At 71.7% G+C, this 26,069-nt stretch carries 22 protein-coding genes; 8 read left to right on the top strand and 14 right to left on the bottom strand.

Annotated features, from left to right (window positions below):
- Positions 1-60 precede the first annotated feature (60 nt).
- Together ACSU6M_RS01100 and ACSU6M_RS01105 are read right to left on the bottom strand one after the other, a co-directional pair.
- Positions 61-2,133: a SpoIIE family protein phosphatase gene (locus ACSU6M_RS01100; protein ID WP_437066186.1), complete on the bottom strand. Its 2,073-nt coding sequence runs from the start codon at positions 2,131-2,133 to the stop codon at positions 61-63.
- Positions 2,134-2,644: 511 nt separating this feature from the next.
- Entirely contained in the window at positions 2,645-3,694 is a 1,050-nt protein-coding gene (locus ACSU6M_RS01105) for a methyltransferase (RefSeq protein WP_437066188.1), read from the bottom strand.
- 480 nt (positions 3,695-4,174) lie between these two features.
- Here ACSU6M_RS01105 and ACSU6M_RS01110 point away from each other — a divergent pair, with 480 nt between their 5' ends.
- Positions 4,175-4,633 (top strand): RrF2 family transcriptional regulator, encoded by a 459-nt coding sequence (locus tag ACSU6M_RS01110; RefSeq protein ID WP_437066190.1) that lies wholly within the window; start codon positions 4,175-4,177, stop codon positions 4,631-4,633.
- Between the two features lie 135 nt (positions 4,634-4,768).
- Here ACSU6M_RS01110 and ACSU6M_RS01115 read toward each other — a convergent pair whose 3' ends face one another.
- Positions 4,769-5,320 carry a phosphatase PAP2 family protein gene (locus ACSU6M_RS01115; RefSeq protein WP_437066192.1) on the bottom strand — a complete coding sequence of 184 codons (552 nt, stop codon included), beginning with the start codon at positions 5,318-5,320 and terminating at the stop codon, positions 4,769-4,771.
- Positions 5,321-5,906: 586 nt separating this feature from the next.
- Positions 5,907-7,181 carry a hypothetical protein gene (locus ACSU6M_RS01120; protein ID WP_437066194.1) on the bottom strand — a complete coding sequence of 425 codons (1,275 nt, stop codon included), beginning with the start codon at positions 7,179-7,181 and terminating at the stop codon, positions 5,907-5,909.
- An 82-nt stretch (positions 7,182-7,263) separates the two neighbouring features.
- On the opposite strand from ACSU6M_RS01120, the gene ACSU6M_RS01125 reads away from it, so the two are divergent.
- The 4 genes from ACSU6M_RS01125 (at position 7,264) to ACSU6M_RS01140 (ending at position 11,572) form a co-directional block, all read left to right on the top strand.
- Positions 7,264-7,935: a hypothetical protein gene (locus ACSU6M_RS01125; RefSeq protein ID WP_437066196.1), complete on the top strand. Its 672-nt coding sequence runs from the start codon at positions 7,264-7,266 to the stop codon at positions 7,933-7,935.
- A gap of 269 nt (positions 7,936-8,204) precedes the next feature.
- On the top strand, positions 8,205-8,852 hold the full coding sequence (locus tag ACSU6M_RS01130; protein ID WP_437066198.1) for a beta-glucanase: 648 nt from the start codon (positions 8,205-8,207) through the stop codon (positions 8,850-8,852).
- A gap of 180 nt (positions 8,853-9,032) precedes the next feature.
- Positions 9,033-10,202, top strand: a complete 1,170-nt coding sequence (locus ACSU6M_RS01135) for a tryptophan 2,3-dioxygenase family protein (protein ID WP_437066200.1) — start codon at positions 9,033-9,035, stop codon at positions 10,200-10,202.
- Between the two features lie 77 nt (positions 10,203-10,279).
- The gene (locus ACSU6M_RS01140) at positions 10,280-11,572 is read left to right on the top strand and encodes a cytochrome P450 (protein ID WP_437066202.1); all 1,293 of its coding nucleotides are present in this window, start codon (positions 10,280-10,282) and stop codon (positions 11,570-11,572) included.
- Here the strand turns inward: ACSU6M_RS01140 and ACSU6M_RS01145 are convergent.
- Positions 11,551-12,066, bottom strand: coding sequence for a hypothetical protein (locus ACSU6M_RS01145; protein ID WP_437066204.1), 516 nt, complete (start codon positions 12,064-12,066; stop codon positions 11,551-11,553). The two genes, ACSU6M_RS01140 and ACSU6M_RS01145, sit on opposite strands and share 22 nt — an antisense overlap.
- Positions 12,067-12,295: 229 nt before the next feature.
- Here ACSU6M_RS01145 and ACSU6M_RS01150 point away from each other — a divergent pair, with 229 nt between their 5' ends.
- Together ACSU6M_RS01150 and ACSU6M_RS01155 are read left to right on the top strand one after the other, a co-directional pair.
- Positions 12,296-13,609 carry a hypothetical protein gene (locus ACSU6M_RS01150; RefSeq protein WP_437066206.1) on the top strand — a complete coding sequence of 438 codons (1,314 nt, stop codon included), beginning with the start codon at positions 12,296-12,298 and terminating at the stop codon, positions 13,607-13,609.
- A gap of 54 nt (positions 13,610-13,663) precedes the next feature.
- Positions 13,664-15,289, top strand: a complete 1,626-nt coding sequence (locus ACSU6M_RS01155) for a gamma-glutamyltransferase (protein ID WP_437066208.1) — start codon at positions 13,664-13,666, stop codon at positions 15,287-15,289.
- 49 nt (positions 15,290-15,338) lie between these two features.
- Here ACSU6M_RS01155 and ACSU6M_RS01160 read toward each other — a convergent pair whose 3' ends face one another.
- Both ACSU6M_RS01160 and ACSU6M_RS01165 read right to left on the bottom strand, forming a co-directional pair.
- On the bottom strand, positions 15,339-16,424 hold the full coding sequence (locus ACSU6M_RS01160) for a hypothetical protein (protein ID WP_437074952.1): 1,086 nt from the start codon (positions 16,422-16,424) through the stop codon (positions 15,339-15,341).
- 787 nt (positions 16,425-17,211) lie between these two features.
- Positions 17,212-18,042, bottom strand: a complete 831-nt coding sequence (locus ACSU6M_RS01165) for a class I SAM-dependent methyltransferase (protein ID WP_437066209.1) — start codon at positions 18,040-18,042, stop codon at positions 17,212-17,214.
- Positions 18,043-18,403: 361 nt separating this feature from the next.
- On the opposite strand from ACSU6M_RS01165, the gene ACSU6M_RS01170 reads away from it, so the two are divergent.
- Positions 18,404-19,783, top strand: coding sequence for an alpha/beta hydrolase domain-containing protein (locus tag ACSU6M_RS01170; protein ID WP_437066211.1), 1,380 nt, complete (start codon positions 18,404-18,406; stop codon positions 19,781-19,783).
- An 80-nt stretch (positions 19,784-19,863) separates the two neighbouring features.
- Here ACSU6M_RS01170 and ACSU6M_RS01175 read toward each other — a convergent pair whose 3' ends face one another.
- The 7 genes from ACSU6M_RS01175 to ACSU6M_RS01205 form a co-directional block, all read right to left on the bottom strand.
- Positions 19,864-21,567 carry a PP2C family protein-serine/threonine phosphatase gene (locus ACSU6M_RS01175; RefSeq protein WP_437066212.1) on the bottom strand — a complete coding sequence of 568 codons (1,704 nt, stop codon included), beginning with the start codon at positions 21,565-21,567 and terminating at the stop codon, positions 19,864-19,866.
- Positions 21,567-22,628, bottom strand: a complete 1,062-nt coding sequence (locus tag ACSU6M_RS01180; RefSeq protein ID WP_437066214.1) for a SpoIIE family protein phosphatase — start codon at positions 22,626-22,628, stop codon at positions 21,567-21,569. The genes ACSU6M_RS01175 and ACSU6M_RS01180 overlap by 1 nt, the downstream gene beginning before the upstream one ends.
- The gene (locus ACSU6M_RS01185) at positions 22,628-23,071 is read right to left on the bottom strand and encodes an anti-sigma regulatory factor (protein WP_437066215.1); all 444 of its coding nucleotides are present in this window, start codon (positions 23,069-23,071) and stop codon (positions 22,628-22,630) included. Before ACSU6M_RS01185 ends, ACSU6M_RS01180 begins: the two co-directional genes overlap by 1 nt.
- The gene (locus ACSU6M_RS01190; RefSeq protein WP_437066217.1) at positions 23,068-23,490 is read right to left on the bottom strand and encodes an STAS domain-containing protein; all 423 of its coding nucleotides are present in this window, start codon (positions 23,488-23,490) and stop codon (positions 23,068-23,070) included. Before ACSU6M_RS01190 ends, ACSU6M_RS01185 begins: the two co-directional genes overlap by 4 nt.
- Positions 23,487-24,377: an STAS domain-containing protein gene (locus ACSU6M_RS01195; RefSeq protein ID WP_437066219.1), complete on the bottom strand. Its 891-nt coding sequence runs from the start codon at positions 24,375-24,377 to the stop codon at positions 23,487-23,489. The genes ACSU6M_RS01190 and ACSU6M_RS01195 overlap by 4 nt, the downstream gene beginning before the upstream one ends.
- A 216-nt stretch (positions 24,378-24,593) precedes the next feature.
- On the bottom strand, positions 24,594-24,956 hold the full coding sequence (locus ACSU6M_RS01200; RefSeq protein ID WP_437066221.1) for an anti-sigma factor antagonist: 363 nt from the start codon (positions 24,954-24,956) through the stop codon (positions 24,594-24,596).
- 105 nt (positions 24,957-25,061) lie between these two features.
- Positions 25,062-25,937, bottom strand: coding sequence for an RNA polymerase sigma factor SigF (locus tag ACSU6M_RS01205; RefSeq protein WP_437066222.1), 876 nt, complete (start codon positions 25,935-25,937; stop codon positions 25,062-25,064).
- Positions 25,938-26,069: the final 132 nt, after the last annotated feature.

Raw genomic sequence — 26,069 nt, forward strand, 5'->3', positions numbered from 1 at the left:
CCGGCACACGTCCGTCCGCGCCGGGGAATGCGGACCGGCGCCGTTCGTGACGGTCCGTGTTCAGGGTGTGGTCTCGGCGACGAGGAGGGCGACGTCGTCGTGGTCGTCCGGGTGGCGGAGGGTGTGCAGGAGCCACTCGCAGGTGGAGTCCAGGGGGCGGCGTTCGTGGGCGAGGGCGCGCAGCAGGGTGTCGAGGCGTTCGTCGATGGGGTGCTGGCGGGTTTCGACGAGGCCGTCGGTGTAGAGGAGGAGCCGGTCGCCGGGGTCGAGGGCGAAGGTGGTGGTGCGGAAGGCGACGCCGCCCACGCCGAGGGGGGCGCCGGTGGGCAGGTCGAGCAGTTCGGGGGGCCGGTGCGCGGGGTGGAGGACGGGCGGGAGGTGGCCGGCGTTGGCGATGTGGCACTGCCGCCGGTGGGGGTCGTAGACGGCGTACAGGCAGGTGGCGATGTAGTGCTCCAGACCCTGTGTGATCTTGTCCAGGTGCAGGAGCACCTCCTCGGGGGCGAGGTCGAGGTCGGCGTAGGCGCAGGTGGCGGTGCGCAGGCGGCCCATGGTGGCGGCGGCGTCGATGCCGTTGCCCATGACGTCACCGACGACGAGGGCGGTCTTGTCGTCGGCCAGCGGGATGACGTCGTACCAGTCGCCTCCGACCTCGTGCGATGCCTGGGCGGGCTGGTAGTGCGAGGCGACCTCCAGTCCGGTGAGCCGCGGTGGGCGGCCGGGCAGGAGGCTAGGCTGGAGGGTCTCGGCGGCGTTGCGCACGCTCTCGTGCCAGCGGGCGTTGTCGATGGCCACGGCGGCGCGGGCGGCCAGTTCGACGGCGAGGATCACGTCCTCCTCGTCGAACGGCAGCGGGTTGCGGGCGCGCATCAGGTCGAAGGCGCCGAGGACCTCGTTGCGGGCGATCAGCGGCACCGCGAGGTAGGAGTGCACGCCGGCCCGCGCGAAGGCCGCTGCGGAGTCGGGGTCGGGGGCGATGCGCTGCAGGTCCTTCTTGCCGGTGTGGGCCACGACCACGGGCCGCCCGGTGTGGACGCACTCGGTGATCAGCCGGTCCGCCGCGTACATGGAGAGGTCGCCGACCTTGTCCGCGGCGGCGGTGGCCTCGGTGGGGTAGGCGGAGGCGACGGCGAGCGCGCGGAACAGTTCCGGGCCCTCGTGGGAGTCGCCGGCGCGGCGGAAGGCCAGGACGGCGTCGAGGACGTCGACCGCGGCCATGTCGGCCAGGACGGGGACGGTCACCCCGACCAGTTCCTGGGCGGTCTTCTCCACCTCCAGCGTGGTGCCGATCCGGGCGGAGGCGTCGGCGATGAGGGCGATTCGGCGCCGGGCGCGGTCGGCCTCGATCGCGGCCTCGTGGCGTTCGGTGACGTCGATGACCGTGATCGCCGTGCCGATCACCCGTCCGCTGGGGCCTTCGAGCCGGTAGCACGACACCGACCAGGCATGATCGTGCTCCGGGTCGGCCGGCGTGCGGCCGACGGTGTACTGGTCGATGAGCGGGGTGCCGGTCAGCAGCACCTGCCGCAACGCGGACTCGATGGTGTCCATGTCGATGTGCGGCAGGATGTCGCGGGGGTGGCGGCCGATGTGGTCGGCCGCGGGCACGCCGTTGATGCGCTCCAGGGCGGGATTGATCAGCAGATAGCGCAGGCTGGTGTCCAGCAGGGCCACGCCGATCGGCGCCTGGGACACCAGCCGCTCGGACAGGGCCACGTCCCGCTCGACCCGCCGCAGCCGGGACTGCTCGGCGGCGATGCCCAGCGCGTACACGTCCCCGAGGTCGTCCAGGAGCCGCATGTTGCGGAACTCCACCAGCCGTGTGCCGCCGTCCTTGTGCCGGATCGGGAAGACCCCGGCCCAGCTCGCCCCGCTGCTCATCACCTCGTCGAACAGCCTGATCACCAGGTCACGGTGCTCGTCGTGCACCATCAGCCGCGCCGCGTACTGGCCCAGCGCCTCCTGGGCGCTGTAGCCGAACACGTCGTCGGCCTGCGGGCTCCAGAACACGATCCGCCCGCGGGTGTCCACCACGACCGCGGCCACCCCGAGCAGGTCGAGCAGCCCGCCCGGCGGCGACGTCCCTGCCCGGCGGTCCGGCTCCTCGCCGGGAACCGGCTCGTCCGCACCCATCCTGCAGCTCCCTCCTCAGCACACCCTGGGGGCGTCTGGTTCGGGCCGTGTCTTCCATGCTGCGCGCAAAACCGGCACGGCACGATTTCGGGCGGCGGGCGGAGGGGGCGGCGCGGGCGGGCGGACCAGGCGGGGGCCGGGGCGGGGCTGGCTGAGCAGGGTGGCGGGGCGGGCAGGGTGTGGGGCGGCGGGAGCGGTGGGGGGCGGGTGGGGGCTGAGGACGGGCGGGGCGGGACGGTGGCGGGGTGCGGCGGGAGCGGCCAGGGGGCTCGGGGGGAACGGGTGGGGCTATGCGGACCGGGGCACGCGGGCCCGGAGGGGGCGGTTGAGTGCGGGTGGGCCCGGAGGGGGCGGCGGGTGTGACCCTGCCGGGCGGGGCACGGCGGCGGGGCGTGGCGGGAGCGGTCGGGGGTGGCACGGCGACGAGCGGCGGGGGCACGGCCGCAGTGCGGCGGGGACCGACCTGGACGGGGCCTCCGTGGCGCAACCGGACACGCCCGCCCCGGACGGGTCAGCCGGCGAGGGCCCCTTCGAGCACCGCGGCCTGCGGCGAGGGCTCCAGGAAGCGCACGATCTTGAATCCCGCCTCCTTGAGCAGCTCCTCGTACTGCGCGCGGGTGCGGTTCATCCCGTTGAGGACGGTCATCATCAGGATGTCGATCGTCTTGCCGAAGTGGGGTTCGTTGCCCGCCGGGATCATGGGGTTGGCGACCAGCAGCCGCCCGTGCGCGGGCATGGCGTCGCGGCATGTCCGCAGGATGCGCACACACTCCTCGTCCGACCAGCTGGCCAGCACATGCTTGAGGAGGTAGACGTCGGCTCCGGAGGGCACGGAGACGAAGAAGTCACCGCCCTCGGCCTTCCAGCGGCCGGCGAGGTCCGGGGTGTCGAGGACGTGCTCGGCCACCACGTTCTCGCGGTCGAACAGGATGCCGGTCATGTGCGGGTTGTGCTGCAGGACGGACCGCAGCAGACCGCCCCGCCCGCCGCCGACGTCGACGACCGTCTTGGCCTGCGAGAAGTCGAAGGCCCTGGTGATGCCGTTGCTCATGGCCTGGGAGGCGGCCGCCATGCTGGAGTTGAAGGCCGCACCGAATTCCGGGTCGGTGGCGACGTAGTGGTAGAAGGGGGTGCCGTACTGCTTCTCGAACACGGTGGCGCCGCTGCTCACCGCCTCGTGGAGACGGCCCGTCGGCTCCCAGAAGGGGGCCTCGGTGTACACCATCACGGTGTCGCGCAGCGAGCCGGGCACGCCGGAGCGCAGCGGCTGCGCGAGGGGGGTGAGGTGGAAGCGGCCGGTCTCGTCCTCGTGGAAGACGCCTTTGGTGGCGACGTATCTCAGGAGCCGGTACAGGTGTCCGGCGTCGGTTCTCGTCGCCGCGGCGAGTTCCTCGACCGTGCGCGGGCCGTCGGCCAGGTGATCGGCGATGCCGAGACGTGCGGCGCTGCTCAGGGCCGCCGAGTAGAGGTAACCCATGGCGAGTTCGAGCAGCTGGCCCGTCTCGCGCCCGGCGGGGGAACTCGACTGACCCGACTCCGGCTTGCGGTCTGCGATGGACATCGACAACTCCCTCTCTCACGCCCCCGGAAGCGCCGGCTGCGTGACGACTGGACGAGACGTGGTGACAGGCACCCACCCTCGGCCCGATCCATCGCGTTCCGCTCTAATGAAGCACGCGTACCGCAGGACGGAGTGCCGCACTCCATCGGAGGTGCCGCCCCTGACGATGCCTCAGGCACTACTTTCGGCCGCAGTCTTCCGCAGTGGCCTGATTGTGCTGCATGGTGTGCACAGCGGCTCCCCTTCCCCCGGGGGCGCCCACCCGGGTCCTGCTGCTCCATGAGCCATGGGCCCGCCGCACCTCCCGGCTCCCCACGGGAGGTCTCGCGGCTGCCCGCGGACAGCACGGTGGGACGGGCGCACCGGGCCCGGTCCGCCGACAGAGCCGCGCCGATCCACGCTCATCCACGCCCGTCCGCGCCGATCCGCGCCGTGAGCCGTGGCGGACGCCGACCCCGAGCCGTACGGGATAATGGGGGCATGCGGATCTCAGCCAGGGCGGACTACGCGGTACGTGCCGCGCTGCAACTCGCCGCGTCGCGGGACGACGGCCCCCTGAAGGCCGAGGCGATCGCCGACGCCCAGGACATTCCGCACAAGTTCCTCGAAGGCATCCTCAACGACATGCGCCGGGGCGGCCTCGTGCTCAGTCAGCGCGGGGGCAACGGCGGCTACCGTCTGGCCCGGCCCGCCGAGGACATCAGCATCGCGGACGTCATCCGCGTCGTGGACGGCCCCCTGGTCTCGGTACGGGGGGTCCGCCCGCCCGAGCTGTCCTACACCGGCCCCGCCGAGTCACTGCTGCCCCTGTGGATCGCCCTGCGGTCCAACGTGCGGGAGATCCTCGACGGCGTGTCGCTCGCGGACGTGGCGTCCGCCCAACTCCCTCCCGACGTGGCCGCGTTGACCGAGGCTCCGGACGCCTGGGTGAACCCCTGACCCGCCGGACCACCCCGACACTCGTCCCAGGGACAGGCCGGGCACGCCGTCGAGGCCGGGCCGGGCGCCCGATGACGACTCGTGCGGCGAGGGTCCGCCGGCGCCTCCGGGCGGTCCCCGGCCGGGGTCGGTGCGTCAGGCTCGCAGGGCCCGCCACAGCAGGCGCGGGGCGTGCCGGGCCGTCCAGGCACTGAGCAGTCCGATGGCGGCGCCGGCGGCCACGTCGCCGGCGTAGTGGGCACCCGACTGGACCCGCTCGACAGCCACCATGATCGTCGGCACCGACAGTGCGACACCGGCGGCCGGCCAGCCCGGCGCGACGGCGACGCTGAAGGCGACCGCCCCCGCAGTGTGACCGGAGGGGAACGACGAGGAGCCGGGACGGTCCTCGACCTCGTCGTGCGGAAACCACTCCTTCGGCGGTCGGGGCCGGTCGGCGAGCTGCTTGCCCAGACCGTTGGAGGCCACCTGCGCCACCACGAGCGCGGTGAGGCCCGCGGCCGCCGCCCGGCGCCCCCGCCACCCGCCGAACGAGGCCATCACCACCGCTGCGCCGCACCACAGCTTGGCGCTCTCGGCAGCCTCTTCCACCAGCGACAACACCCGACCCGCCGGAGTCGGCACGCCCTCGCCCGTCCGCCGCGTCACCGCGCGGTCGGTCTCGCGTACGACAGCTGACAGCTCCACGACATGCGCGTATCCCCTGCGGGACGATCTACACCCGAGCCGGTTGTCGTGGCACCAGGGCGAGGAATCCGGTTTGCGCACCCGCGTCGGCGGCCGGCGATCGGCGCCTCGGGGGACGCGCACCGGCACACGGTTCCGAGTCCGTGCGGCCCGCCCGGCCGACTCGGGGGATCCGTGCGGCCCGCCCGGCCGACTCGGAGGATCCGTGCGGTCACCCGGGCGGCCCCAAGGCCCTGCCGGTCGGCCCGGCGGCCCGAGCCTCTGCGGTCGGCCCGGCGGGTGGCCCTGCGGCCCTGCGGCCGGGCGGGAGTGGCGGCGGCGCCCCTGCTACCCCGGCGAGTGCCCCCTGACGCGTCGTGCCCCAGGCCCTGTGGCGGGGGCGCGCGAGAACCACGGCCCGCCCCCTCAGCCGCTCCCCGGCCCCGCCGATGAACGGGCCGAGGCGCAAGAAGCCGCCCTCGCAGCCGGCCCCCGTGAAGACTGTCACCCAGGCGCACCCGTCGGCCCGCCCCACATCCGCGCCCCCACCCGCACGGGCGGCGACGCAACGACCCTCGACTCCCCCGTACGCCGGCCCCGCCCCGCCTCAGATGCGCAGCATCCCGGGGAACGCGCCGTGGCCGACGCCCGGTGCGGTGACGGCCAGCCAGCCGTGGCCGCGCACCTGGGTGTCGGGGCCGACCTCGCCGGGGTCGACGGAGAGGTACGCGCAGGCGGAACGGGCGCCGGTGGTACCCGCGTTGGGCGGGACGTCGTCGTACTCGGGGTCGAAGTCCTCGTCGTCGACCGCGAGGGTCTCCCAGGGCAGCGGGTCGCCCTCCCACTCGGGGTCGCTCTCGGCGGCGTACTGACGGATCACCCGGCCGTTCTCGGCGACGATCCATATGTCGGAGCCGCCGGCGTCGTCCAGGAAGAAGAACTGGGCGTGGCCGCAGTGGACACTGACCCGCTCGACCGTCTCGATCATGCCGTCCCAGGGCTCCCCGACGAGCAGGTCGAAGGGGCCGAAGACCAGGCGCCAGCCGTCCAGTTCGGGGGTGACGAAGGCCCGCCCCGCGCGGGGGCCGGCACCGTCCGGCCGGGGTACCCGGATGTCCCGGCTCTCCACCGCCTCGACGCCGGCGGCGACCGTGACGGGCCGCCGGTCATGGAGGTCCAGGGCCTCGAAGACGCCCTCGTAGGACGCGCCGGGCACGGCCATCCACCAGCCGCTCAGCGTCGTCGACGGAAGCCGCGGGGTTTCGTGCGGGATCTTCACGTGTATCAACCGCTCGATCGCCGCGCGGTCGCGGTCGTCGAGCGCGTCGGCACCACCGCCCGCCACCAGTGCGGCCATCGCGCCCCGCCGGCTCCTCGGGGACGCGGAGGGGTCGCGGCGCAGGGAGCGCAGCCGCGCCCGGAAGGAGTCGTGCGTCAGGCGGGCGTAGTCGGCCGCGGTGTAGGGGATGAGGCGGCCGCGGGCGTAGGTGTCCACCAGGGCTCTCAGCCCGGCTTCCGAGTCCACCCGCAGCCGGACCAGCCCCCGGAATCCCTTGTGCGACGTGGAGTGATCGGGGTCGGCGGCCAGGGCCGCGTACTGGTCGGCGGAGCGCTCGTCGAACACCCCGAGGAAGCGGCCCGCGTGCCAGTCCGACACCTCCTTGCGGCCCCAGGCCGCCACCACGGCGTCGAAGGCCGGCGGGCCGATGTGCCGCAACGCGCGCATCACGGGCTCGAGTTCCGCCGTCCGCTGCGCACCGGCCACGCCGCGCAGCAGCGTCGGCACCACACTGCCGGCCTCCTCCGCCAACCGCGCGGCGGCAGCCTCGACCCGTGCGGGGTCGTCGCTGTGCAGGTCCTCAAGGAGGGATTCGATCTTCATACTCAGCACGGTAGCGCCGCCCACTGACAACGCCCCTTCGGTGGGCGTCCCGCCCCGGTCCTCCCGCTTCTAGAGTGACGGTATGCCCATCGCTGTTCATGCCCTTGCCCACGGCCCCCTCACCACCGATGCCGTCGCCGAGTTCGTGGCGCTGCCGTCGGTACCGCCCGTCCCGGACGACGTGGACGCCGTCGACGAGGAGGTGCGGCGGCGTGGGTGGGGTTGGCAGCACGCGTTGGTGTGCGACTCGTTCCTCACCGGCCACGGACACATCGTGTGCACGGACGGCATCAGCCCGTTCGGGCAGGCGGACGCCCGGCGGTTCCTGGTGTTCGGCGAGGTGTATCCCGTCGACCCGGAGGACGACGAGATGGTCAACGGCCCCTGTCTGTACGGCCTGATGGACGAGTGGCAGCGGCTGCCCGGCTGGAACGGGCTCAGGCCGGGCACCGATCGGGACTGCGAGGCCGTGCTGGCGCGTGCCGCCCAGGCGGTGACCGAGCATCTCGGCGCGGGCCCAGAGCGGATGATTCCGTCGTCCGAGTCCCTGGCGGCGGGGCCGCCGTTGACCCACCGCGTCTGGCGTACCGCCACCCACGCCCTGGTCCTCGGACCGGCGCCCGACAACGGCCCGTACGGCTATCTCACCCACTTGCAGCTGTCCAGCACCCCGCTCGACTGCGGCCCCGACCTGCCTCCCGCGGATGACACCGACGGCCTGACCAAGTGGATCAGCACCCATATCGACTGGTGAGCCCGGCCTCGGCGGCGTCCGGGCGTCGTCCGCCCGCGCGCGCCTGCCGCATGCGATCCGCCCTCCCTGCCGTGATGGAACGGGTCCCGTCCGGCCCCGTGGAGTACCACCGCGCACAACCTGGCCTTGTGGAACCGCCTGCGCTGACACCGCGCCTTCACTCGTTCGCGTGAAAGCGGCGCCTCGCCGGGAGGATGTCGCATGGAACGGGCCGCTGGGGGGATGGCTCGGTCAGGGATGCCGTGGGGCACGACGGAGGGGAGCCGTGCGTGAACGAACTCGTCTTCGAAGCGGATTTCGCCTCCACCCGTCAATGGGTCGCCGGGCGCTCCTGGGCCTATCCGAACGGAGGCCCCACCAATCGACGTGACGACAAGCTCGACCATCTCACCGCGGATCCCGGCTATTCCCGCACCGGCACGTTCCGGGCGACCCGGCGTTCCGACGGTCTGTGGGACGCGGGGCTGCTGACCACCGAGGAGAGCGACGACGGGTTCATGGTGCGGACCGGGGACCGCCTGGAGACCAGGGTGCGCCTGCCCGTCGACGTGGGCGCCTGGCCGGCGATCTGGACGTGGCGGGACGGGGGCAATGAGATCGACGTGTTCGAGTACCACGCGGACAACCCCGATCTGCTCGAACTCAGCAACCGCGTGCGGGGAAGCAGCAGTTATGTCCGCGACGACGCCGTCCGTCCGGGAGGCGTCGTCGAGCTCGGCGTCGTGCTGGGCCGGGACAGCGTGGACTGGTGGCTGAACGGCAGGCAGGTGTTCGCCGACGGCCGTGGGGTCGGTCCGGACTGGCATGCCTCTCTGATCGTCAACCTGTCGGTGTGCGCGGGCCGCCACCACCCGCGCCCCGACCCGGCGGTGGACGAGCTGTCGTACGAGGTGCAGAGCCTGGTCGTCCACCGATAGATCCGAGCGCTCTCGGCCGGCCTCGCTGCCGCGGCGGGCCGCCCCGGCGCGCACCGGAACCGCGCATTGTCAAGACCCGAATTTCCGAGACATGACGTGAGGCATTCGTCATCGCCTAATGGAAAGCCCCCGCCTCACCCGCACAGGGTGAGGCCCCTCGGAACGAGGAGGCGAAGGGCGATGACGACCCTCGGAGAAATTGAGCGCCGGATGACCGGCCGACACCCGAACGGAATATCGGACGGCATTCATCTGGCCCACGCCATAACAAAGGAGGTGCGCCGGACCGGGAAACATTTTCTGCCGCAGCCCTTTCTGCATGAGCTCTGTGAAATCCGGCGCCGCCACGCCACGGACGGCCGCCCGTTTCTCCAGGCGTTTCTCGACTGCCTGCTCGACAAACACGAAGGGCGCTACTGGAACCGGACCTATCTCTCCCTTCCCCTGCTGGAGCTCCTCCTCAAGGAACCGGCCCACTCACTCGGCCCGAACCGACTGGCCACCCTGCTCATCGCCGATGTCGTACGCCACGAGACCCAGACCTCGGCCGTCGACCAGGTATCCGACGCGGATCCCCCCGAGCCGGCGGTCGTGCGCAAGCGGCTGCGCCACGCCCTGCGCTTCGTGGACCCCGGCCTCCTGGCCCCCTCCCGCCGGACCGACGTCTCCGACCTGCTCCCCCGGCCCCCGGCGACGCAGGCCGGGGGCTGGTTCGACGTGACCGTCCAGCCCGTGTACGTACTGCACGACGAATACTTTTTCATCCGTGTTCTCCAGGCTCACGAAATGCTTTTCACGGCGATCACGGAGGACATACGGAAGACGATCGCGGCATTGCGCGAGAAGGGGCCGGTGGAAGCAGCCGGGCATATGGATCGGGCCACTTCCCTGTTCGACCGGGCAGCGGCGCTGTTCCGGATCGTCGCGACGATGAGGCCGGCACATTTCCTTACATTCCGGCAGTTCACCCAGGGCGCCAGCGCCCTTCAGTCGGAGCAGTACAAGAGATTCGAGATCCTGTGCGGCGTGCCGCCCGCGCCGCGTCTGCGGTCGGCGGCCTTCACGAGTGTCCCTGCCGTCCGGGCCGAGGCGGAGGCCCCCGGCCACGACACGGTCGTACGCGCCTGGCTCGACCTTCGGCAGGCGGGCCGTTTCGCTGAGGCCGAGTGGCATGTCCTCGACGCCGCGCTGAACCGGCTGGAGGCCACCCACCACCGCTGGAAGTCCACCCACCGAAGCCTCGCCGCGCGCATGCTGGGGAGCGCACGGGGATCGGGCCACACCGATGGCGTCCCGTACCTCACCCAGTGCCTGGACAACCGCCTCTTCTGGCAGCTCCGTGGGTCCTGAGGGCCCCACCTCGTCCCTGGCGTGATGCCGCGCACATGTGTGCGAGGGTCGTATGGATCACGTGTTAGCGTCCGGCCGTGACTTCCCCGGCTCTGGATCTGGACACCTCCCCACCGCTCGGGCTGCTCGATCTGTTCGGGGACGGTTTCGTCCGCGACCCCTACCCCTGGCTCGACACCCTGCGCGCCCAGGCGCCGGTGCACCACGACCCCGGCACCGGTCTCTGGCTCGTCAGCCGCCACCAGGACATCCGGCGTGTGCTGCTCGACCCGGTGGCCTTCCACCCGGACAACGCCCAGCACGCCGTCACCCCGCTGCCGGTCGCCGCGCTGCGGGTGCTCGCTCGGGCCGGTTTCCGCGTGGCGCCCGCGCTGGCCAACAACGGCACCGACAGCCATCCGGGACTGCGCCGCGTGGTCACCCGGTTCTTCAACGCGCGGCGCGTCGCCGCCGCCGTACCCGTGATCGAGCGCATCGCCGACGATCTGCTCGCCTCGGTGGCGGAACAGCTCGACACCTCCGGTGGCTGCGACCTCTTCGCGTCCTTCGCGCAGATCCTGCCGTGCCGGGTGCTGATGGAGCTGCTGGGCATCGGCGGTGTCTCCCCGGCCACGCTGATCCGCTGGAGCGATGCCTCGCTGGAGCTGTTCTGGGGGCGGCCGACGCCCGAGCGCCAGCTCGAACTGGCGGTGCTGGTCGCCGAGTTCCACCAGTGGCTGACGGCGACCGTGGCCGACGGCGGGGCCCTGCCCGACTCGTTCATCGGCGCGCTGCGCGCGCACCGGCTGCCCGACGGCACGCCGCTGGACCCGGCGACCGCCGTCGGCGCCTGCTTCTTCGTGTTCATCGCCGGTCAGTCCACCACCGGTCAGCTCATCTCCACCGTCCTGAGCAGCGCCCTGGCCGAACCCGGCCTGTGGGCCCGCCTGGCCGACGAACCGGGCCTGGCCGAGGCGTGGGTGGAGGAGGTGCTGCGCCGGGAGCCCCCCGTGACCAGCTGGCGCAGGGTGACCGCCCGCCCGGTCGAACTGGGGGGCGTCCAGCTCCCTGAGGGCGCGCAGTTGCTTCTGATGCTGATGGGCAGCGGGTCGGACCCCGAGGTCTTCCCCGACGCGGACCGCATGTGCCCGCACCGGCCCGAGGTGAAGCAGCACCTCGCCTTCGGTGTCGGCCGCCACCGCTGCCCGGGCGCGTCCCTGGCGCGTACGGAGGCGGCGGTGGCCCTGCGTGCGGCGGCCCGGCGCCTGCCCGGGCTGCGGCCGGCGGCCGTGGCCCAGGAGGCGCCGATGCTCGGTCTGCTGTCCTTCCGGGCACCGTTGGAGGTGGCGGTGGCCCCGCGGGACCGAGGTCAGCAGCCGCCGCAGTTGTAGTACAGGACGTCCCAGTGGTTGCCCTCGTCGGCGTAGATGTTGCCGGAGCCGGAGCGCCACTGCGGGGCGCCGTCGCCGCGCACGCCGATGTAGGTGAAGTTGTTCCTGATGTAGTTCCCGATGCAGGTGTACTTGCTGTAGTCCAGCTTGTAGCCGTTCCAGTGCGAGTAGGTGCCGGAGGCGTGGCCGACCTCCGTGCCACCGGTGATGTTCAGGGCGCAGCCGCTGGCGCGTCTGAGCGTCTGCGCGCCCTGGGCGGTGGCGAGGTTGAGCTGCTCGAAGGACGTACAGGTGGAGTTGTAGCGGTCGGAGCAGTTTCCGGACGACGACCAGGTGATGCCGACCTCGCGGAACATGGAGGTCGCGGTGGCGTGGCTGATCTTCGTGACGGCGTGGGCCTCGCCGGCGGTGCCGACGACGGCGGCTCCCGGGGCGGCGACGAGGGCGAGGGCGGTCAGGACCGAGCGGAACTTCGGGACCTTGAGTGCCTTCATATCGGGACCTTCCTGCGATGGGCCGGGCTTCCGGTAGGGCGGCTGTGCAGGCGGTGCAGGAAGATGGTGCCGGGGTCTACGCGCGTTGGCCAGAGGACAAAACGCCCGGTTCTCGAGAAGCATTCTTGGGGATGCCTGGCCACCCGCAACGTCACCTGAAGGGAGAGGGGTGGCCAACTAGAGGCCCGGAGGTGCAAGCTGATCCGTTTCCCATCGTGAGGAGAAGTACATGGAGATCCGGTCGCTTAAGGAGTTGCGCGCTGCGGACGATCTTTCGCTGGCGTTCAGCCCCTGGGGGCTCGGCGGCCGTATGAGGCCCGAGGACGCCACGGAGTTCCAGCAGCGGCAGATCGCCGACTGCGACTTGGCGGAGGGCGTCGCGGCAGGAACGCGCGACTCCTTCGAGCGGCTGCGCACCGTCTTCGCCTACGGCGTGCTGTGTTACGACGTGTACACCATGGTCGGCGACCAGGCGCTCTTGATCTACGAGCAGGCGTTGCGCGACCGCTTCATGGAGTGGTGCTCCGGCACCATCACCTTCCGTCTCACCCACGCCTCGGACGTCTCCTACACCGTCACGTCGTACGACGACGTCAAGAAGCGCGCGGACAGGATGATGCGGCAACGGGCGAAGCTGGTCGTCGACACCCAAGCCATCGAGTTCAACGGGATGCTGCACGGGCTCCGCCTGTGGGCGCGTACGGCGGGTCTGCTCCGCGGGCGGCGCAGCCGAGCGGTCGAAGACGCGCTGGCCAAGCTGCGCAACCACGTTGCCCATCCCTCCGGCCACCATGTCGACACTCCTGTCGGGGCGGCCCGAACGGTGCGGGATCTGGCGGAGCTGATCAACCAGCTGTGGGGGCAGGCCACCCCCGATGGGCGCCTGTACCCGGCACCTCTGCACCGGGAGATCACCGTGCTGAGCTGGAACGGTTCCGGGCAGGCACGGATGGAACCCGCCGACGCGCTCATCACCCCCGACACCATGGAAGATCACGAGAGCGACGAGTACCAATACGTCGTGGTGCGGGCCGTCCCGTTCATTCCGGGCAGTCGCTGGAATGACGCTCACTGGGCGGAGTTCGACACCCGCTACGAGACCACACGGTTCCCGACGGATTACCTGTGGGGCCCGGGCACCCGCGAGGAGGCTCGTGCGTGGCTGGAGCAGGAGCGCCCCGAGGGGGACGGCGTCGACTTCACTGACCGGGTGTTCCTCGTCCAGGACCGCGGGCGCCTGCTGCCGCCGATGCGGCCGGAGGTAGCGGCCGGGCTGCCCGAGGACGAACGGGCCGGGGTCTGGCATGCCGTGCGGGCCGACTTTCCTGACGACGCCTTCGCGCACGTCCGAGGCTCCGGGGATCGCAGCGCCGGTCACGCCCGCCGCCGCGGAGACTGTCCTGCCTGCTCTGCTGAGGTCCTCGGCTCCGGCACCTACGACGAAGCCCTTCGTGCTGCTGCCATCGCTCTGGGGCCAATCCAGGCGGTGCACCTGCCCTCTGTCCGGCTCCCCTCGTCGATCTTCTGGCCCGACCGACCGTGAGCAGTAGAACGTGGGTAGCCGGTGGCAGGCCGACAACACCAGTCACCATGAATCTTGTCCCGACTGCGCAACGGCCTCAAGAGCCATGCAGAGCGGCAGCCCGCCGTCGGCCCCCGGGAGGGCCCGAGTCCGTGCCAGGGTTATCCCATGGACCCCATGATCCCCGCACACGTCGCCGACAAGCCGCCGCTCACCTACGCCGACAGCTTCGACATACCGGTTCTTTTTCGTAATGGGCCCGCGGACAAGCCCAAAAGGCAGTGGCGGACAGCCGAGCACAAGGCGTGGACCGGGTCGGACGGGTTCCCTGCAGCGAATGGCTGGTATGCCCCGACCACCACATGGCGCGAGATCATCAAGGCCGCCACCGAGGTCGGCCGCGACGTCACCCCGCACCTGCAGAACCAGCCGCGGTACGCGCACGGGGAACTCGTCGCCCGGGTCGCCCCCCTGTACGCCTACCTCGGTGCGCACCTCGTCGAGCCCCGGCACCCCGTAGCGGGCGCCAAGGGCCGACGCCTGACGCTGAACCCGGTCTACGCGCACGGCACCGAGCGCACGGCGAAGAACGCCGCTGCCTACCGGCTGGGCATGACGATGACCGAGTGGGCCTGCCGTTCGCTGCTCGGTCTCGGGCAGACCGAACACCTCGAACTCGGCGGCCCTGTCCCCGCCCTGAGCGAAACCTTCAAGGACCCGAAGAAGAGGCTGCCCGACCTGTGGGGACGGCACGAGAAGGAGGAGATGTACTGGCTTATCGAGGCCAAGGGCGGCAACGTCGGTGTCGACGTACTCCGCAAGGGGTGGGCACAACTGGCGGCCGGCAGCAAGATCCTCGGCTCGTACGCGCACCGCACCGTGCTGGTCGGTGCCTCCGTACGGCCCGGAGACGATCTCTTCCTCACCATCGACCACGACCTGCACCCCGGCCAGCCGCCGCTCATCCCAAGCGGATCCGACACCGACGACCAGGCAGCGGATCCGGGGAACCTCGAAGACCGTATCGGCGACAGCGACGACGCGCTCATCGGCGCGGCCCGTGCCCAGATGCTCGCTTACCTGGCGCTGCGGTCCGCTCCCGCCTCTCAGCTGCGCACGGTGCCTGTGCCGGCCGACCGCGCTTCGCGTCGCCGGCGCTCCGGTGTGACCACTCCCCTGGAAGACGACTCACTCACACTCGCCATGCGGGCCGATGCCCGCGGAGCGGCGCTTCACGAGGAAGAGCACAACGTGCGTACCGGGATCCGATCCATGGGGCTCGACGACTTCCTCATCTGTCGTATCCCAGGCACCGAGGTCCACCTCGGCATGTCCCGGAAGCTGTTCGCCGCCTGCGAGCGCCTCCACGAGGAAGATCTCGCCATCGCCCGGCGTACCCCGGGGCTGCGCGCCGAGGACCAACTGGCCGACGACTCAAGGCTCAGCGAGGATGCTCAGGAAGAACAGCGACTCACCCGGCGGCGGATCTTCCACGAGCAGCAGGAGGAAGCCCGTCCCCGGCTGCGCCCCCTGCTCCGTGAAGCGTACGAGCGGGGTGCGACGAGCGACTGGAGCGACCTGCTGCGCCGTCCGGAGGAACCGAAGCTTGATCTGGAGGGTGACGAGGGTCTTCTCGAAGCAGCGACGCCGGAGACGTACCTGGCCGTCAGCCGCTACGACGTACCCCCGATCCACGCCTAGCCCGTGGAGAGGTGACGGTGGTCTGGCGTTCTCAGCTCCGCTCCGGTGATCAACGGCTGCAGGGCGTGGGGATCTGGTTTCCCCAGCCGTGACCGCAGGTGGACCACTTACCGCGGCCGCAGGGGCAGGCGCGGCTGCCGCGCGTGGGATGGAAGGCGCGCCAGTACGTACGGCGGGTGAGCGTTGCCGCTGACGTCGTCAGGCCGAAGTCGTCCACGATGGCCAGGCCATCTTCGAGAACGTTCAACATGTGGGTGCCGGCGGAGATCAAGGAGTCCGCAACTGCGAAGGCGACAGTCGGTTCCAGAACTTGGACAGATCCTCCATCAGCGAGCGACATGGGAGATCGGGCATAACTGCGCACTGTGACAGCGTTTGAGGTGTGTACGAGCGGAGGTGTGGCGAAGGCGATTCTGGCTCCGAAGGCGGGGTGCGCGGCGTCGGAGAGCAGGTCATACCACTTCGGGAACCGGTCATCGCCCGTCGCTTTGGTCAGCTTCTTCACGAGAGTCAGGACGTTGGTGGCCTGGAGCTGTTCGTTGCTGCCGTTCATCCTTGAGCCAAACCCGGCCTTCAGCAGGACAGGAGCAAGCATCTCGCGGACAAGGGCGGGACGTTTCAAGGAGTCTTTGGCGGCGGCTTTGCCGATCCGCCATGCCTCAGCGATGGCGTTCTGCTCGTCTACCAGGGCTCCTGCTTCTTCGATGAGAGCCCGGGCCGTGACCGCGCCGGAGGTGATGCGCCACCGGGTCAGGTTCTCCAGGGTGTCAGCGAGGAGGTCGGCACTGCGCCAGGCGTGGACGAGCCACCAGCTGACCAGTCGTGTGTGCAGCTCAGGGTAGACGACAGCTGCTGCCGGATCGCGGACTCCGGCTTCGGACGCCTGGTCCACTGCAAGGACGGTTGCACCATCGTCGGAACGGACATACACCCAGTCCTCAGCCTCCCGCCGGGCAAGTCGTTCCCACTTTTCCGCAGCGCGGCCTTTCAGCGGGGCCAACAGCACTTCGGTGGTTCCCGCGTCCTCGGTCATGGAGCGCAGCGCGGTGACACGCTCGGTGAGTTCCGTTAGGGCAGTGGTGCGCTGAGCGCCCAGCGCCTCAGCAACCGCCTTGGTCAGTCCAGGTTCATCCATGCTCACCACACGAGACCTTAGCGGCATGTCCCCTTGCCCGTGACGTGTTGGTGTGGCTGAGTACACGCTGAGCTGGTCGGCACCTGGCCAAGTGCGACCGGGTCGGCGCCTCACGCGCCGACTTCACGCAGCCGTAGCGGCTGCCGCTCCAGTCGATGGTCTCCGGAGGGCCGGGTGAAGAGCAGGCGGTGACGCCGCTTCCCTCACCGCACAGGACCCGTCGTCCCAGCCGATCCGGAGGACATCGTCGCAGCGATACGTCCGGGCGGGCAGCAGGACGGTGCCGCCGTGCTGCCCCACCTTGCGGATGACCCGGTTGATGGCCGGGGCCGCGTCCTCCGAACCGTCGTACTTGGCGCCGTAGCGCAGCACGTGGCGCGCGGACGGGCGGGGGGAAGGGCGGCGGAGCGGCCCGAACGGAATCCTGCTAACACGATGTGGGGGATCTGCGCGTGGGTGAACGGGTCCGCGGTGAAGTTCTGCCGCAGCTGCGGGACGTGGAGCGGCGCCGCCAGGACCGGTGAGGCGCTGCCGGCCACAACCGCACGGCCGCGAGTCCGACAGCGCCGCCGAGGAGACTCCGTCTGCTGATCGCCATGACACGCCTTTCCCGGCAGGTGCGCACCCGCCTCGGCGGGCGAACGCGTCCTGAGCGGGAAGCGGCCGGCGAGTGCCCTGGCCCTCCGGCCAAGAAGATTTTTTAGCAGTTTGGGGGCGTTGGAGCGCGCGACAGGACGCATCAATACACCACGCCACCGCTGGGCGCGCTACACGGTCGGGGGTCCCGTCAGTGCGGCCGGTCCGGTTCCGGGTCCTGGTGCGGGGTCGGTGTGCCGTGCGTGACGCGGAGCTTGGACTGGCCGTGCGGCAGGCGCTCCCAGTCGTCCATGAAGCGTGCCTGAAGGCCGTGTCTGCGGGCCAGTTGGACGAGGGTCTGGGTGCGGTAGTAGAAGTCCTCGCGCAGCACCTGGTGCCCGGCGCTCTCCGTGCGGTCGAAGGTGAAGTCGAAGAAGCCGCCCGGCGCGAGGACCCGGCCCACATGGGCCAGGCACTCGTCGATGACCTCCAGCGGCGAGTGCGAGAAGACGCTGTGCGCGTGGACGACCGTGAACCAGGCGTCCGGGAGGAAGTCCAGCCGCAGATCGTCCACCACGGTCAGGTAAGGCACCTTGTGCTGGAGCCCGTAGCGCACCAGGGTCCTCTTCGCCTCGATCAGGATGTCGGGCGAGATGTCGATGCCGTAGTAGTGGCCTGGTTCCAGATGGCCGATGAAGCGCCAGCCGGCGCGCAGATTGCCGCAGCCGATCTCCAGCATCCGGTCCTGCGGCCGCAGGCCGTGCCCGAGGAGGTAGTCGAACTGCATCCGGCCGATCTCCAGCCACCGCTCCTGCGAGGGGTTCCCGCCGACCGCCGCCTGCGGGCTGCGGGCGGTGTCCCTGGCCATCACCGCCCTGTAGTAGGCCACATGGCTGCCCCGGTGCTTCAGCCGTAGCCAGGCGTCCCGGCCCGCGCGCCGCATGTACGGCACCACCCGGTCCGGATGGCGCAGCGCGTAGCGCAGTCGGTAACCCAGCCGCGCCCGGTTCCGTGACAGACGCGCCTCGGGAGTTCCCGGCATGACACCCTCCTGCTCCGGCAGCCGCGTGACATCCCCACCATGCCCCGCGAGCCGGCGACCGGCAGCCTGGTGCGGTGCGGACGGCCGCCATGCCACCCGCGCGGGGGTGTCCGGTACGCCGTTCACCACCGCCGCAGCACCGCGGCCCGGACCTCGCCGGTCCACCGGCGACGCGCCGCCCGCCGAGCTCGTATGCCGGGCGCGGCGGCGGGAGCGCGGCCCTGTCCGCCCCGATCGGCTGCGCGAGTGAGGTGCCTCGCTCCTTCGGTCTTGCCGGAAGGCCGCCGCGGACGGCGGGTGGTCCGCTGGGCTCAGCGCCGGGGCCGTGCGAGTGCCCGTGGCGCGGAAGGAGAGGCACCTGATGTTCTGGCTGAGTCTCGCGCGCCGGCGAAGAGCGCGCTGTGTCCGGGTGGGTGTGCTGGTGACGGCGGCGCTGGCGGCCGCCCTGCCGGCCTCCCCCGCCCAGGCCGTCACCGAGGACCACCGTCCAGGTCATGATCCCCGTCCCGCTGTGAGCGGCCCTCACGGCGGCGGCGGGGACCGGCTGAGCGAACCGGTGGTCACGCCCCTCGGTTCGTACGGCGGCATCCGCTATGTGCAGTACGACGGTGTGTTCGAGGGCCGCACCTCGACGGGACGGTTCCGCGTCCCCTACCGGATCAGCGCGCCGGCCGATCCGCGCCGCGGCAACGGGACCGCCGTCGTGGAGCCGTCCCACTTCGTGGTGGGGCTCGGCGCCCTCGACGTCTATCTGCGCAGGGACTTCCTGTTCCGGCAGGGCTTCGTGCACGCCGGCATCGGCTGGAGCACCCTGGGCAACCGCATCCTCGACCCCACGGTCCGCGGCACCTACATCCGGGGCGGCGTGGCGGAGGACGGGGCCCGCGTCGACGACGAGATCATCTCCGACTTCGCCCGAGCGCTGTCCTCGCGCTCCTCCGGCGCGCGTCCGATGGTCGGCAAGGTGCACCGCCGTTACGGCACCGGCTTCTCCGACAGCTCGTACCCGCTGCTGCGTCTCGTCCGGTCCGGGGACGCCACGGGCGCGTTCGACCTGACGCTGCCGATCACTACGGAGGGCTTCGACCCGCAGGCCGACCTCGCCGCAGGCCGGTACAGGGGCAAGGTGCTCATCGTGAACTCTGAGGCCGACGACCCGACGGGGCTGACCGACCGGGGCGTCAGCCCCCACCGCTACCGGTTCTACGTCGTCGCCGGCAGCCCGCACATCCCCGATCCGCTGGACGCGCCGCTGAACGTGCCGTTCCCGGTGCGGCGTTCGACCCCTGCGAGCTTCGTGCCCCAGCTGCGGGCCCACTTCCAGCAGGCCCACCGGTGGGTGCACAAGGGGTCACCGCCGCCGCCGAGCACCCAGCTGCGCAGGGCGAGCGACAACAGCGTCGTCCGCGACGCCAACGGCAACGCCGTCACCGAGGACCGCACCGGACGGCGCGTGCCCCGGCTGCCCTTCGTCGAACTCGGCGAGGCCCGCTTCATCACCGGCTTCGTCGGCCGCTACGACCGCGTGCGCACCCTGCGGCAGCTGGGATTCCGCAGCCACGACGCCTATGCGGCGGCCTTCGCCCGCAAGCTGCGCGCCTACGGCGAGGCGGGCTTCATCCTCCCCGGTGACGCGCGCGAGATGAACCGCCGCGCCCGGCTGTGCCCGCCGTCCACGTTCACGCAGACCTACCGCGACCACTACACCGAGTTCGTCGCGGTCCGCCCCTGCGCCCCGTGACGGACCGCCGGCCCGGCGCAGCGGCGCACGGCAGCCCTTGAGGAACGGCCGCCCGCCGCTCGGGCCCGCTCGCGCCCCTCTCACTCCCCGTCGCGCACATGGCACAGCAACAGGCATACGTCGTCGTCGTGCTCGGAGTCGTCGAGCAGCGGATGCAGCAGCCGGTCGGCCGAGGCGTCGAGGTCGTCGGCGAGGTCCGCCGGGCGGACCGTGGACAGGGCGTGGGCCAGGCGGTGGATGCCGGGGTCTATGCCCTGGGCGCGGCGTTCCACGAGTCCGTCGGTGTAGAGGGCGAGCGTGGAGCCGGGCGGCAGGGGCACGGTGTGGTCGGGGATCCGCTGGTCGAGGGGGATGCCGAGCATCGCGCCGGGCCTGGCGTCCAGGGTGTGCACCTCGCCGTCGGGGGTGCGCAGTACGGGCGGGGGATGTCCGGCGGCGGCCCAGGTGAGCTCGGGCTCGTGCGGGCGGAAACGGGCGATGACCGCTGTGGCGTAGAGGTCGAGCCGCAGATGGTGGAGGAACTGGTGCAGCTGGGTCAGCAGCGCGCCGGGGCTCGCGCCGTCGACGGCGTAGGCGCGCAGGGCGGTGCGCAGTTGGCTCATCATCACCGCCGCGTGCAGTCCGTGGCCGGTGACGTCGCCGACCACGGCGATGAGGCTGCCGTCGGGCTGGCGGAAGGCGTCGTACCAGTCGCCGCCGATGTTCATGCCGCGGGTCGCGGGCAGGTAGCGGGCGGCGAGGTTCATGCCGGGGATGGTGGGCAACTCGGTGAGCAGGGCCCGCTGCAGGGTCTCGGCGATGTCGCGGTTGTGCTCGTAGCGGCGGGCGTTCTCCAGGGCGATGCCCGCCCGTCTGGTCAGCTCGATGAGCATGACGGCGTCGTCGGGGTCCCAGCGTTCGCCGGGCGGGGTGAGGGTGAGGACGCCGAGCGGTGTCCGGTGGGCTAGCACGGGGATGCAGAGCAGGGGCCGGTCGGGGGCGAGGGCCGACGGCGGGCGGTCGTCGACGCCGGGGAGCCCGCCCGGGTGGTCCGCGGCGTACTGCGGCCGGCCGCGCCGGGCGGCGACGACGGCGGCGGCCGGGCGCGGGTGGGTGGGGCGCTCGTCGTCGGGGTTGTCGAACAGCCAGACGTCCACGGTGCGGGCGTAGCGCGGCACCAGCAGGTCCGGCAGCAGCCCGACGATGGCGTCCGGGTCGAGCGAGGCGGTCAGGGCGGCGCTGGCGTCGGCGAGGAAGGTCAGTCTTCCCCGCGCGCTCTCCGCCTCCCTGCGGGCGCTCTGCTCGGCCGCGAACAGCTCGCGCTGCCGTTGCCCGGCGGCGTCCAGCTCGGCGTGCAGGACGAGGACGCCCTGGTTGGTCTGGTGCAGCTCCTCGCGGTGGAAGGCGACCAGTGCCTGCTGTTCGTCGAGCTTGTCCAGCAGCAGTCCGGCGTCCTCGTCGGCGGAGAACAGCGCCTCGGCGAGGGTGCCGACGTCCTCGGGCACGTGTTCGGCGGGCTCGGTGTCGGACTCCGCCGAGCGCACGGCGTACGCCTGCCAGACGGTGCGCCCGTCGGCGGGTCGCAGCTCGACGGTGAGGCGGCCGTCGTCGGACGGCTCGTCCGTGCGCGCGGTCACGATCCAGGTGCCGCCCTTGGTCAGGCTCTGTCTGAGCTGGGCGGTGAGCGCGACCACCAGGCGGGTGCGCTCAAGGGGGCTCACTCCGCAGGCCGCCGCCAGCCGTGCGGTCCCGATACGGGCCCGGGCGGCGTCGGTGACGGTGCGGACATACCAGGTCGGGTTCATCAGAGTCGGTCCGGCGGTGAGGGGCTCAGCACGACGACGGCCGTGTCGTCGCGCACCGGTAGGGCGGGGCTGCTGGCGTCGCGCACGATCGTGGCGGCGACGACAGCGGGGTCACGGGTGCGGTCGTGGTCGAAGGGTCCGTCGCTCCAGCGGCTGGGCAGGCCGTCGGAGTGCAGGACGAGCAGGCATTCGTCGGTCCACTCCTCGGTGTGCCAGGGGAGGTGGACGGGAAGGTGGGCGCCGACGATGCCGGGGTGCGAGAGCAGGGGACGCCAGCGGTCGCCGCGGCGCAGCCTGGCCCCTATGTTGCCGACGCCGGTGAAGGACAGCCGTCCGCTGGCGGTGTCGAGCTGGGCCACGGCCACGGCCGCGCCGCGGGTGCCGCGCAGTGCTCCGTGCAGCGCGCGCAGCAGCCGGTCGGCGGGCAGATGGGCGCAGCGGTGCACCTCGGCCACCGCCGCGGAGGAGGCCCGTGCGGCGTGCTCGCCGTGGCCGAGGCCGTCGGCCAGCATCAGCGTCAGCCGGTCGCCCGAGCGCACCCAGGCCCAGGCGTCGCCGGAGAACTCGGCTCCGGCGAAGGGGAAGTTGACGCCTCCGGCCCGCGCCGGGCCGGCGTCCGGCGGCGCACCCGCCCTGGTCCGGGGGGCGATCCTCGCCACCGCGATCGTCCCCCTGCCGGGAGTGCTGTGCAGGGCGAAGTCGTCGGCGGTACGCCGGCAGGTGCCCAGTCCCGCGCCGAGGGAGCCGGTGGTGGACTGGCCGTCGCGCAGGGCGGCGGCCACGTCGGCTATGCCGGGGCCGTGGTCGACGGCCATGATCTGCACGGTGGTGACGGCCCGTTCGCCGCTGTGCACGGGCACGGGCGGGCCCGTGGTCTCCAGCAGGACGCGGCCGCCGCCGGCGTGCTTGAGCAGGTTGGTGGCGAGTTCGGTGGCCACCAGTGCCGCCCCGGCGGTCCGGCTCTCGTCGAGGCCGGCCCGGACCGCGGCGGCCTCGGCGGCGACCCGCACATCACGGACGCGGGTCGAGTCGTGCACCGGCACCTCCCACACGCGCGGCATCAGCGGCCCTCGCGAGGACGGGGCGGGCGGGTGACCCACGAGGTCACCGTCACCGTCGTACCGGCGCCGGGGCGGCTGTCGATCTCGAAGTCGTGGACGAGGCGCCGTGCCCCGCCGAGACCCATGCCGAGCCCGCCCCCGGAGGTGTAGCCGTCACCGAGGGCCTGCTCCACATCGGCGATGCCGGGGCCGTCGTCGCTGAACGTCAGCCGCAGCCCCTGCACACCTCCCCGGCTGACCCGGGCGCACTCCACCTGGCCGCCGCCGCCGTGGACGAGGGCGTTGCGGGCCAGCTCACTGGCCGCGGTGACCAGTTTCGTCTGGTCGACGAGGCCGAATCCGACGCTGATCGCCAGTTGCCGCACCTGCTGGCGCACCCAGACCAGATCCAGGTCCGAGTGGATCGGCAGGCAGGCGGAGACCTCCCCGGCGGTGTGGGTCACGGACGCTCCCGGCGCTCATGAGCGTCGCCCACGAGGCTCGCGCCCTCGTTGCCGAGCATCCGCATCGCCTCCTCGGTGCTGAGCGCGGTGCGCAGCCCCGGCAGGGTCAGGCCCAGTTCCACCAGGGTGATGGCCACCGCGGGCCGCATGCCGGCCACCACCGTCTCGGCGGCCAGCAGCCGGGTCTGCGCGGCGATGTCGCTGAGCACGCGGCCCATGAACGAGTCGATGATCTCCACGCCGGACAGGTCGATGACGACCCCGGCGACGCCGCTGTTCGCGACCGTCTCGCCGATGTCCTGCTGGAGTTGCTCCGCCGTACCGTCGTGCAGATCGCCCTGGAGCGTCACCAGCAGGACGCCGCCGAGCCTGAGCACGGGGACGCGCCCTTCCTGGTGCGAGGCGAACAGGCCGCTCACCGCGGGTCCGCCACGTGCGGCACGATGTCGGCACCCTGCTGGCGCAGCGCGTAGGCCAGCGCGTCGGCGAGGCTGGCCCGGGTGAGCACGGAGCTCAGGTCGATGCCGAGGTGGACGATGGTCTGCGCGATGGCCGGGCGGATTCCGGAGACGATGCATTCCGCTCCCATCAGGCGCGCGGCGGCCACGGTCTTCATCAGGTGCTGCGCCACCAGGGAGTCGACGGTCGGCACCCCGGTGATGTCGAGGATGGCGAAGCGTGCCTGCTGCTCGACGACGGCGTTCAGCAGGGTCTCCATCACCACCTGGCTGCGGGCGCTGTCGAGCGTGCCGATCAGCGGCACGGCGACGATGCCGTCCCACAGCCTGATGACCGGCGTGGCGACCTCCATGAGCTGCATCCGCTGCCGGTTGATGAGTTCCTCCCCCGCGCTCGTCCCGGTGTCCTGGACGACCAGCCGGAGCGTGCCCATCAGGACCGTGAGCGCCGTCGTGCACTCAAGCACATGCTCGGCCGGCGCCTTCGCCAGGTCGGCGGCGAGGAGTTCGGCCACCGGCGGCCGCAACGCGTCCACCTCGACGGCGATCTGGGCCGCGCCGGCACCGGCCCGGGTCCGGGCGTCGGCGGTACGGCCCAACTGGTCGCGTACGACGGCGAAGCCGCCCGCGTCCGGGTCCTCCACGCGTCCGTCCGCGGCCACCGCGGCCAGGGCCTCCACGACGGCCCGGCCCGCCTCCACCGCCTCGTCCCGGGACACCGTGAAGACCGTGCGGAACAGCGCCGCATCGGCCCAGCGTTGGGCGATCTGCTCCCGCCGTCGCCGCAGGAATTCGGCGACCTCCTCTGTCGGCGGCGTCGGATGCGCTGGCGTCTGCTCCTGCGGCACGTACCTCTCTCCTCTATCTGTCAGACCGGCTCGGTGACCTCTCGGAGCATGCTCCGAACCGGTTCCGGGACGGCAACACCCCGCTGTGGGGACGCGTAGATCCGTTGCCGCCCTCGCGCCGGTGAAACCCCTCGGTCGGGTACAAGGTCTCATGCCGCAGGACCGGCCGTGCCCCCCGGGCCGCCGGTCCCCGTGCCCCGAGCCGTGGGGGCCCGGTCAACGCGCCGCCGCCGAGAGCGCCTCGTCGACGCTGTCGAGTATCGGGACGGTGAGGCTGACCCCGGTCAGGTCCAGGATGCGCCGGACCGCGGGCGTCGGTGAGATGACGTACACACCGCCGGAGGCGTCGCGGACCTCCTGGTAGACGCGCAGGATGATGTTCATGCCGGAGGAGTCCATGAAGGGCACACCGGCGATGTCGAGCAGGACATGGCGTCGACCCTGCCGGAGCTGCGCGGCGAGGTGCTGCTGCAGCTCGGCGGCGGTGACCGCGTCCAGGTCTCCCCCGACCGTGAGGAGCACGGCGTCCTCACGGGGCACTTCCACGGTGACGGACAGAGAGTTCTGGGCGTCGGACACGAGACCTCCCACAGGCGGCGGCGATCGGGACGAGTGCCCCGACGGACGGATTCGATGCGTCGGGGCGCATCGGCGCCCCGTGAACTGACCGGTTCTTCGCGTCGGTCAGGCCACGCCGGGCTCCAGCAGCCCGGTGCGCAGCCGCTTGATGATGCGGCTGATCAGCCGTGAGACATGCATCTGGGAGACGTCGAGCCGGGCGGCGATCTGCACCTGGGTGAGTTCCTCCACGAAGCGCATGTGGATGATCCGCCGGTCCCGTTCGTCGAGTTCGGCGATGAGCGGGGCGAGGGACCTGAGGTCCTCCACGAGCTCCAGCGACGGGTCCTCCTCGCCGAGGCGGTCGGCCAGCGGCATCTCGGCGCCGTCCGCCTCGGTCGTCAGCGCCGCGTCCAGGGAGGCGGACTGGTAGCCGTTGGCCGCCTTGCGGGCCTCGACGACCTCGTCCTCCGACAGGGACATCAGCTCGGCCAGTTCGCGGGTGGTCGGCGTGCGGCCGAGCCGTGAGCGCAGTTCGTCCGTCGCCTTGGCCAGCTCCACCCGCGCCTCCTGCAGCCGGCGCGGCACATGGACGGCCCAGGTGGTGTCGCGGAAGAAGCGCTTGATCTCCCCCACGATGTAGGGCACGGCGAAGGTGGCGAACTCCACCTCGCGCGACAGCTCGAAGCGGTCGATGGCCTTGATCAGCCCGATGGTGCCGACCTGGACCACGTCTTCCTGCGAGTCCCCGCGGGCACGGAAGCGCGAGGCGGCGTAGCGCACCAGCGACAGGTTCAGCTCGATGAGCGTGTTGCGCACGTACTGGTGTTCGCGGGTGCCTTCCTCCAGCACGGCCAGCCGCTCGAAGAACCGCCGCGACAGCTCGCGCGCGTCCTTCGGTGTCACCCCGGACGGATCCTCGATGTACGGCAGCTCCGCCTCGCCGGTGGTCACCGTCTCCCCCGCCGTGGCCGTCGCCCGCGCCGCCGTCACGGCTGCCATGCGCCCTCCCCAAGTTCCGGAACAGTTGTCATCCACCCGACTGCCCGGCTTCCCGCGCTTCACTCCTCCCTTTTTTCGGAAAACCCTGCGTCGGCCAGGGATCGGCTCGATTCCACATGTCCGCCGCATGGC

This window comes from Streptomyces sp. enrichment culture, assembly GCF_964272895.1.
In the GTDB taxonomy this organism is placed as follows: Bacteria; Actinomycetota; Actinomycetes; order Streptomycetales; family Streptomycetaceae; genus Streptomyces.

Bases quoted from the DNA above. Each gene is read 5' to 3' on its own strand.
- ACSU6M_RS01120 (WP_437066194.1), bottom strand. From the start codon at position 7,181: ATGAAGATCGAATCCCTCCTTGAGGACCTGCACAGCGACGACCCCGCA.
- ACSU6M_RS01150 (WP_437066206.1), top strand. From the start codon at position 12,296: ATGGAGATCCGGTCGCTTAAGGAGTTGCGCGCTGCGGACGATCTTTCG.
- ACSU6M_RS01175 (WP_437066212.1), bottom strand. From the start codon at position 21,567: ATGAACCCGACCTGGTATGTCCGCACCGTCACCGACGCCGCCCGGGCC.
- ACSU6M_RS01170 (WP_437066211.1), top strand. From the start codon at position 18,404: ATGTTCTGGCTGAGTCTCGCGCGCCGGCGAAGAGCGCGCTGTGTCCGG.
- ACSU6M_RS01125 (WP_437066196.1), top strand. From the start codon at position 7,264: ATGCCCATCGCTGTTCATGCCCTTGCCCACGGCCCCCTCACCACCGAT.
- ACSU6M_RS01205 (WP_437066222.1), bottom strand. From the start codon at position 25,937: ATGGCAGCCGTGACGGCGGCGCGGGCGACGGCCACGGCGGGGGAGACG.
- ACSU6M_RS01105 (WP_437066188.1), bottom strand. From the start codon at position 3,694: ATGTCCATCGCAGACCGCAAGCCGGAGTCGGGTCAGTCGAGTTCCCCC.
- ACSU6M_RS01100 (WP_437066186.1), bottom strand. From the start codon at position 2,133: ATGGGTGCGGACGAGCCGGTTCCCGGCGAGGAGCCGGACCGCCGGGCA.
- ACSU6M_RS01110 (WP_437066190.1), top strand. From the start codon at position 4,175: ATGCGGATCTCAGCCAGGGCGGACTACGCGGTACGTGCCGCGCTGCAA.
- ACSU6M_RS01180 (WP_437066214.1), bottom strand. From the start codon at position 22,628: ATGCCGCGCGTGTGGGAGGTGCCGGTGCACGACTCGACCCGCGTCCGT.
- ACSU6M_RS01135 (WP_437066200.1), top strand. From the start codon at position 9,033: ATGACGACCCTCGGAGAAATTGAGCGCCGGATGACCGGCCGACACCCG.
- ACSU6M_RS01165 (WP_437066209.1), bottom strand. From the start codon at position 18,042: ATGCCGGGAACTCCCGAGGCGCGTCTGTCACGGAACCGGGCGCGGCTG.
- ACSU6M_RS01145 (WP_437066204.1), bottom strand. From the start codon at position 12,066: ATGAAGGCACTCAAGGTCCCGAAGTTCCGCTCGGTCCTGACCGCCCTC.
- ACSU6M_RS01160 (WP_437074952.1), bottom strand. From the start codon at position 16,424: ATGGATGAACCTGGACTGACCAAGGCGGTTGCTGAGGCGCTGGGCGCT.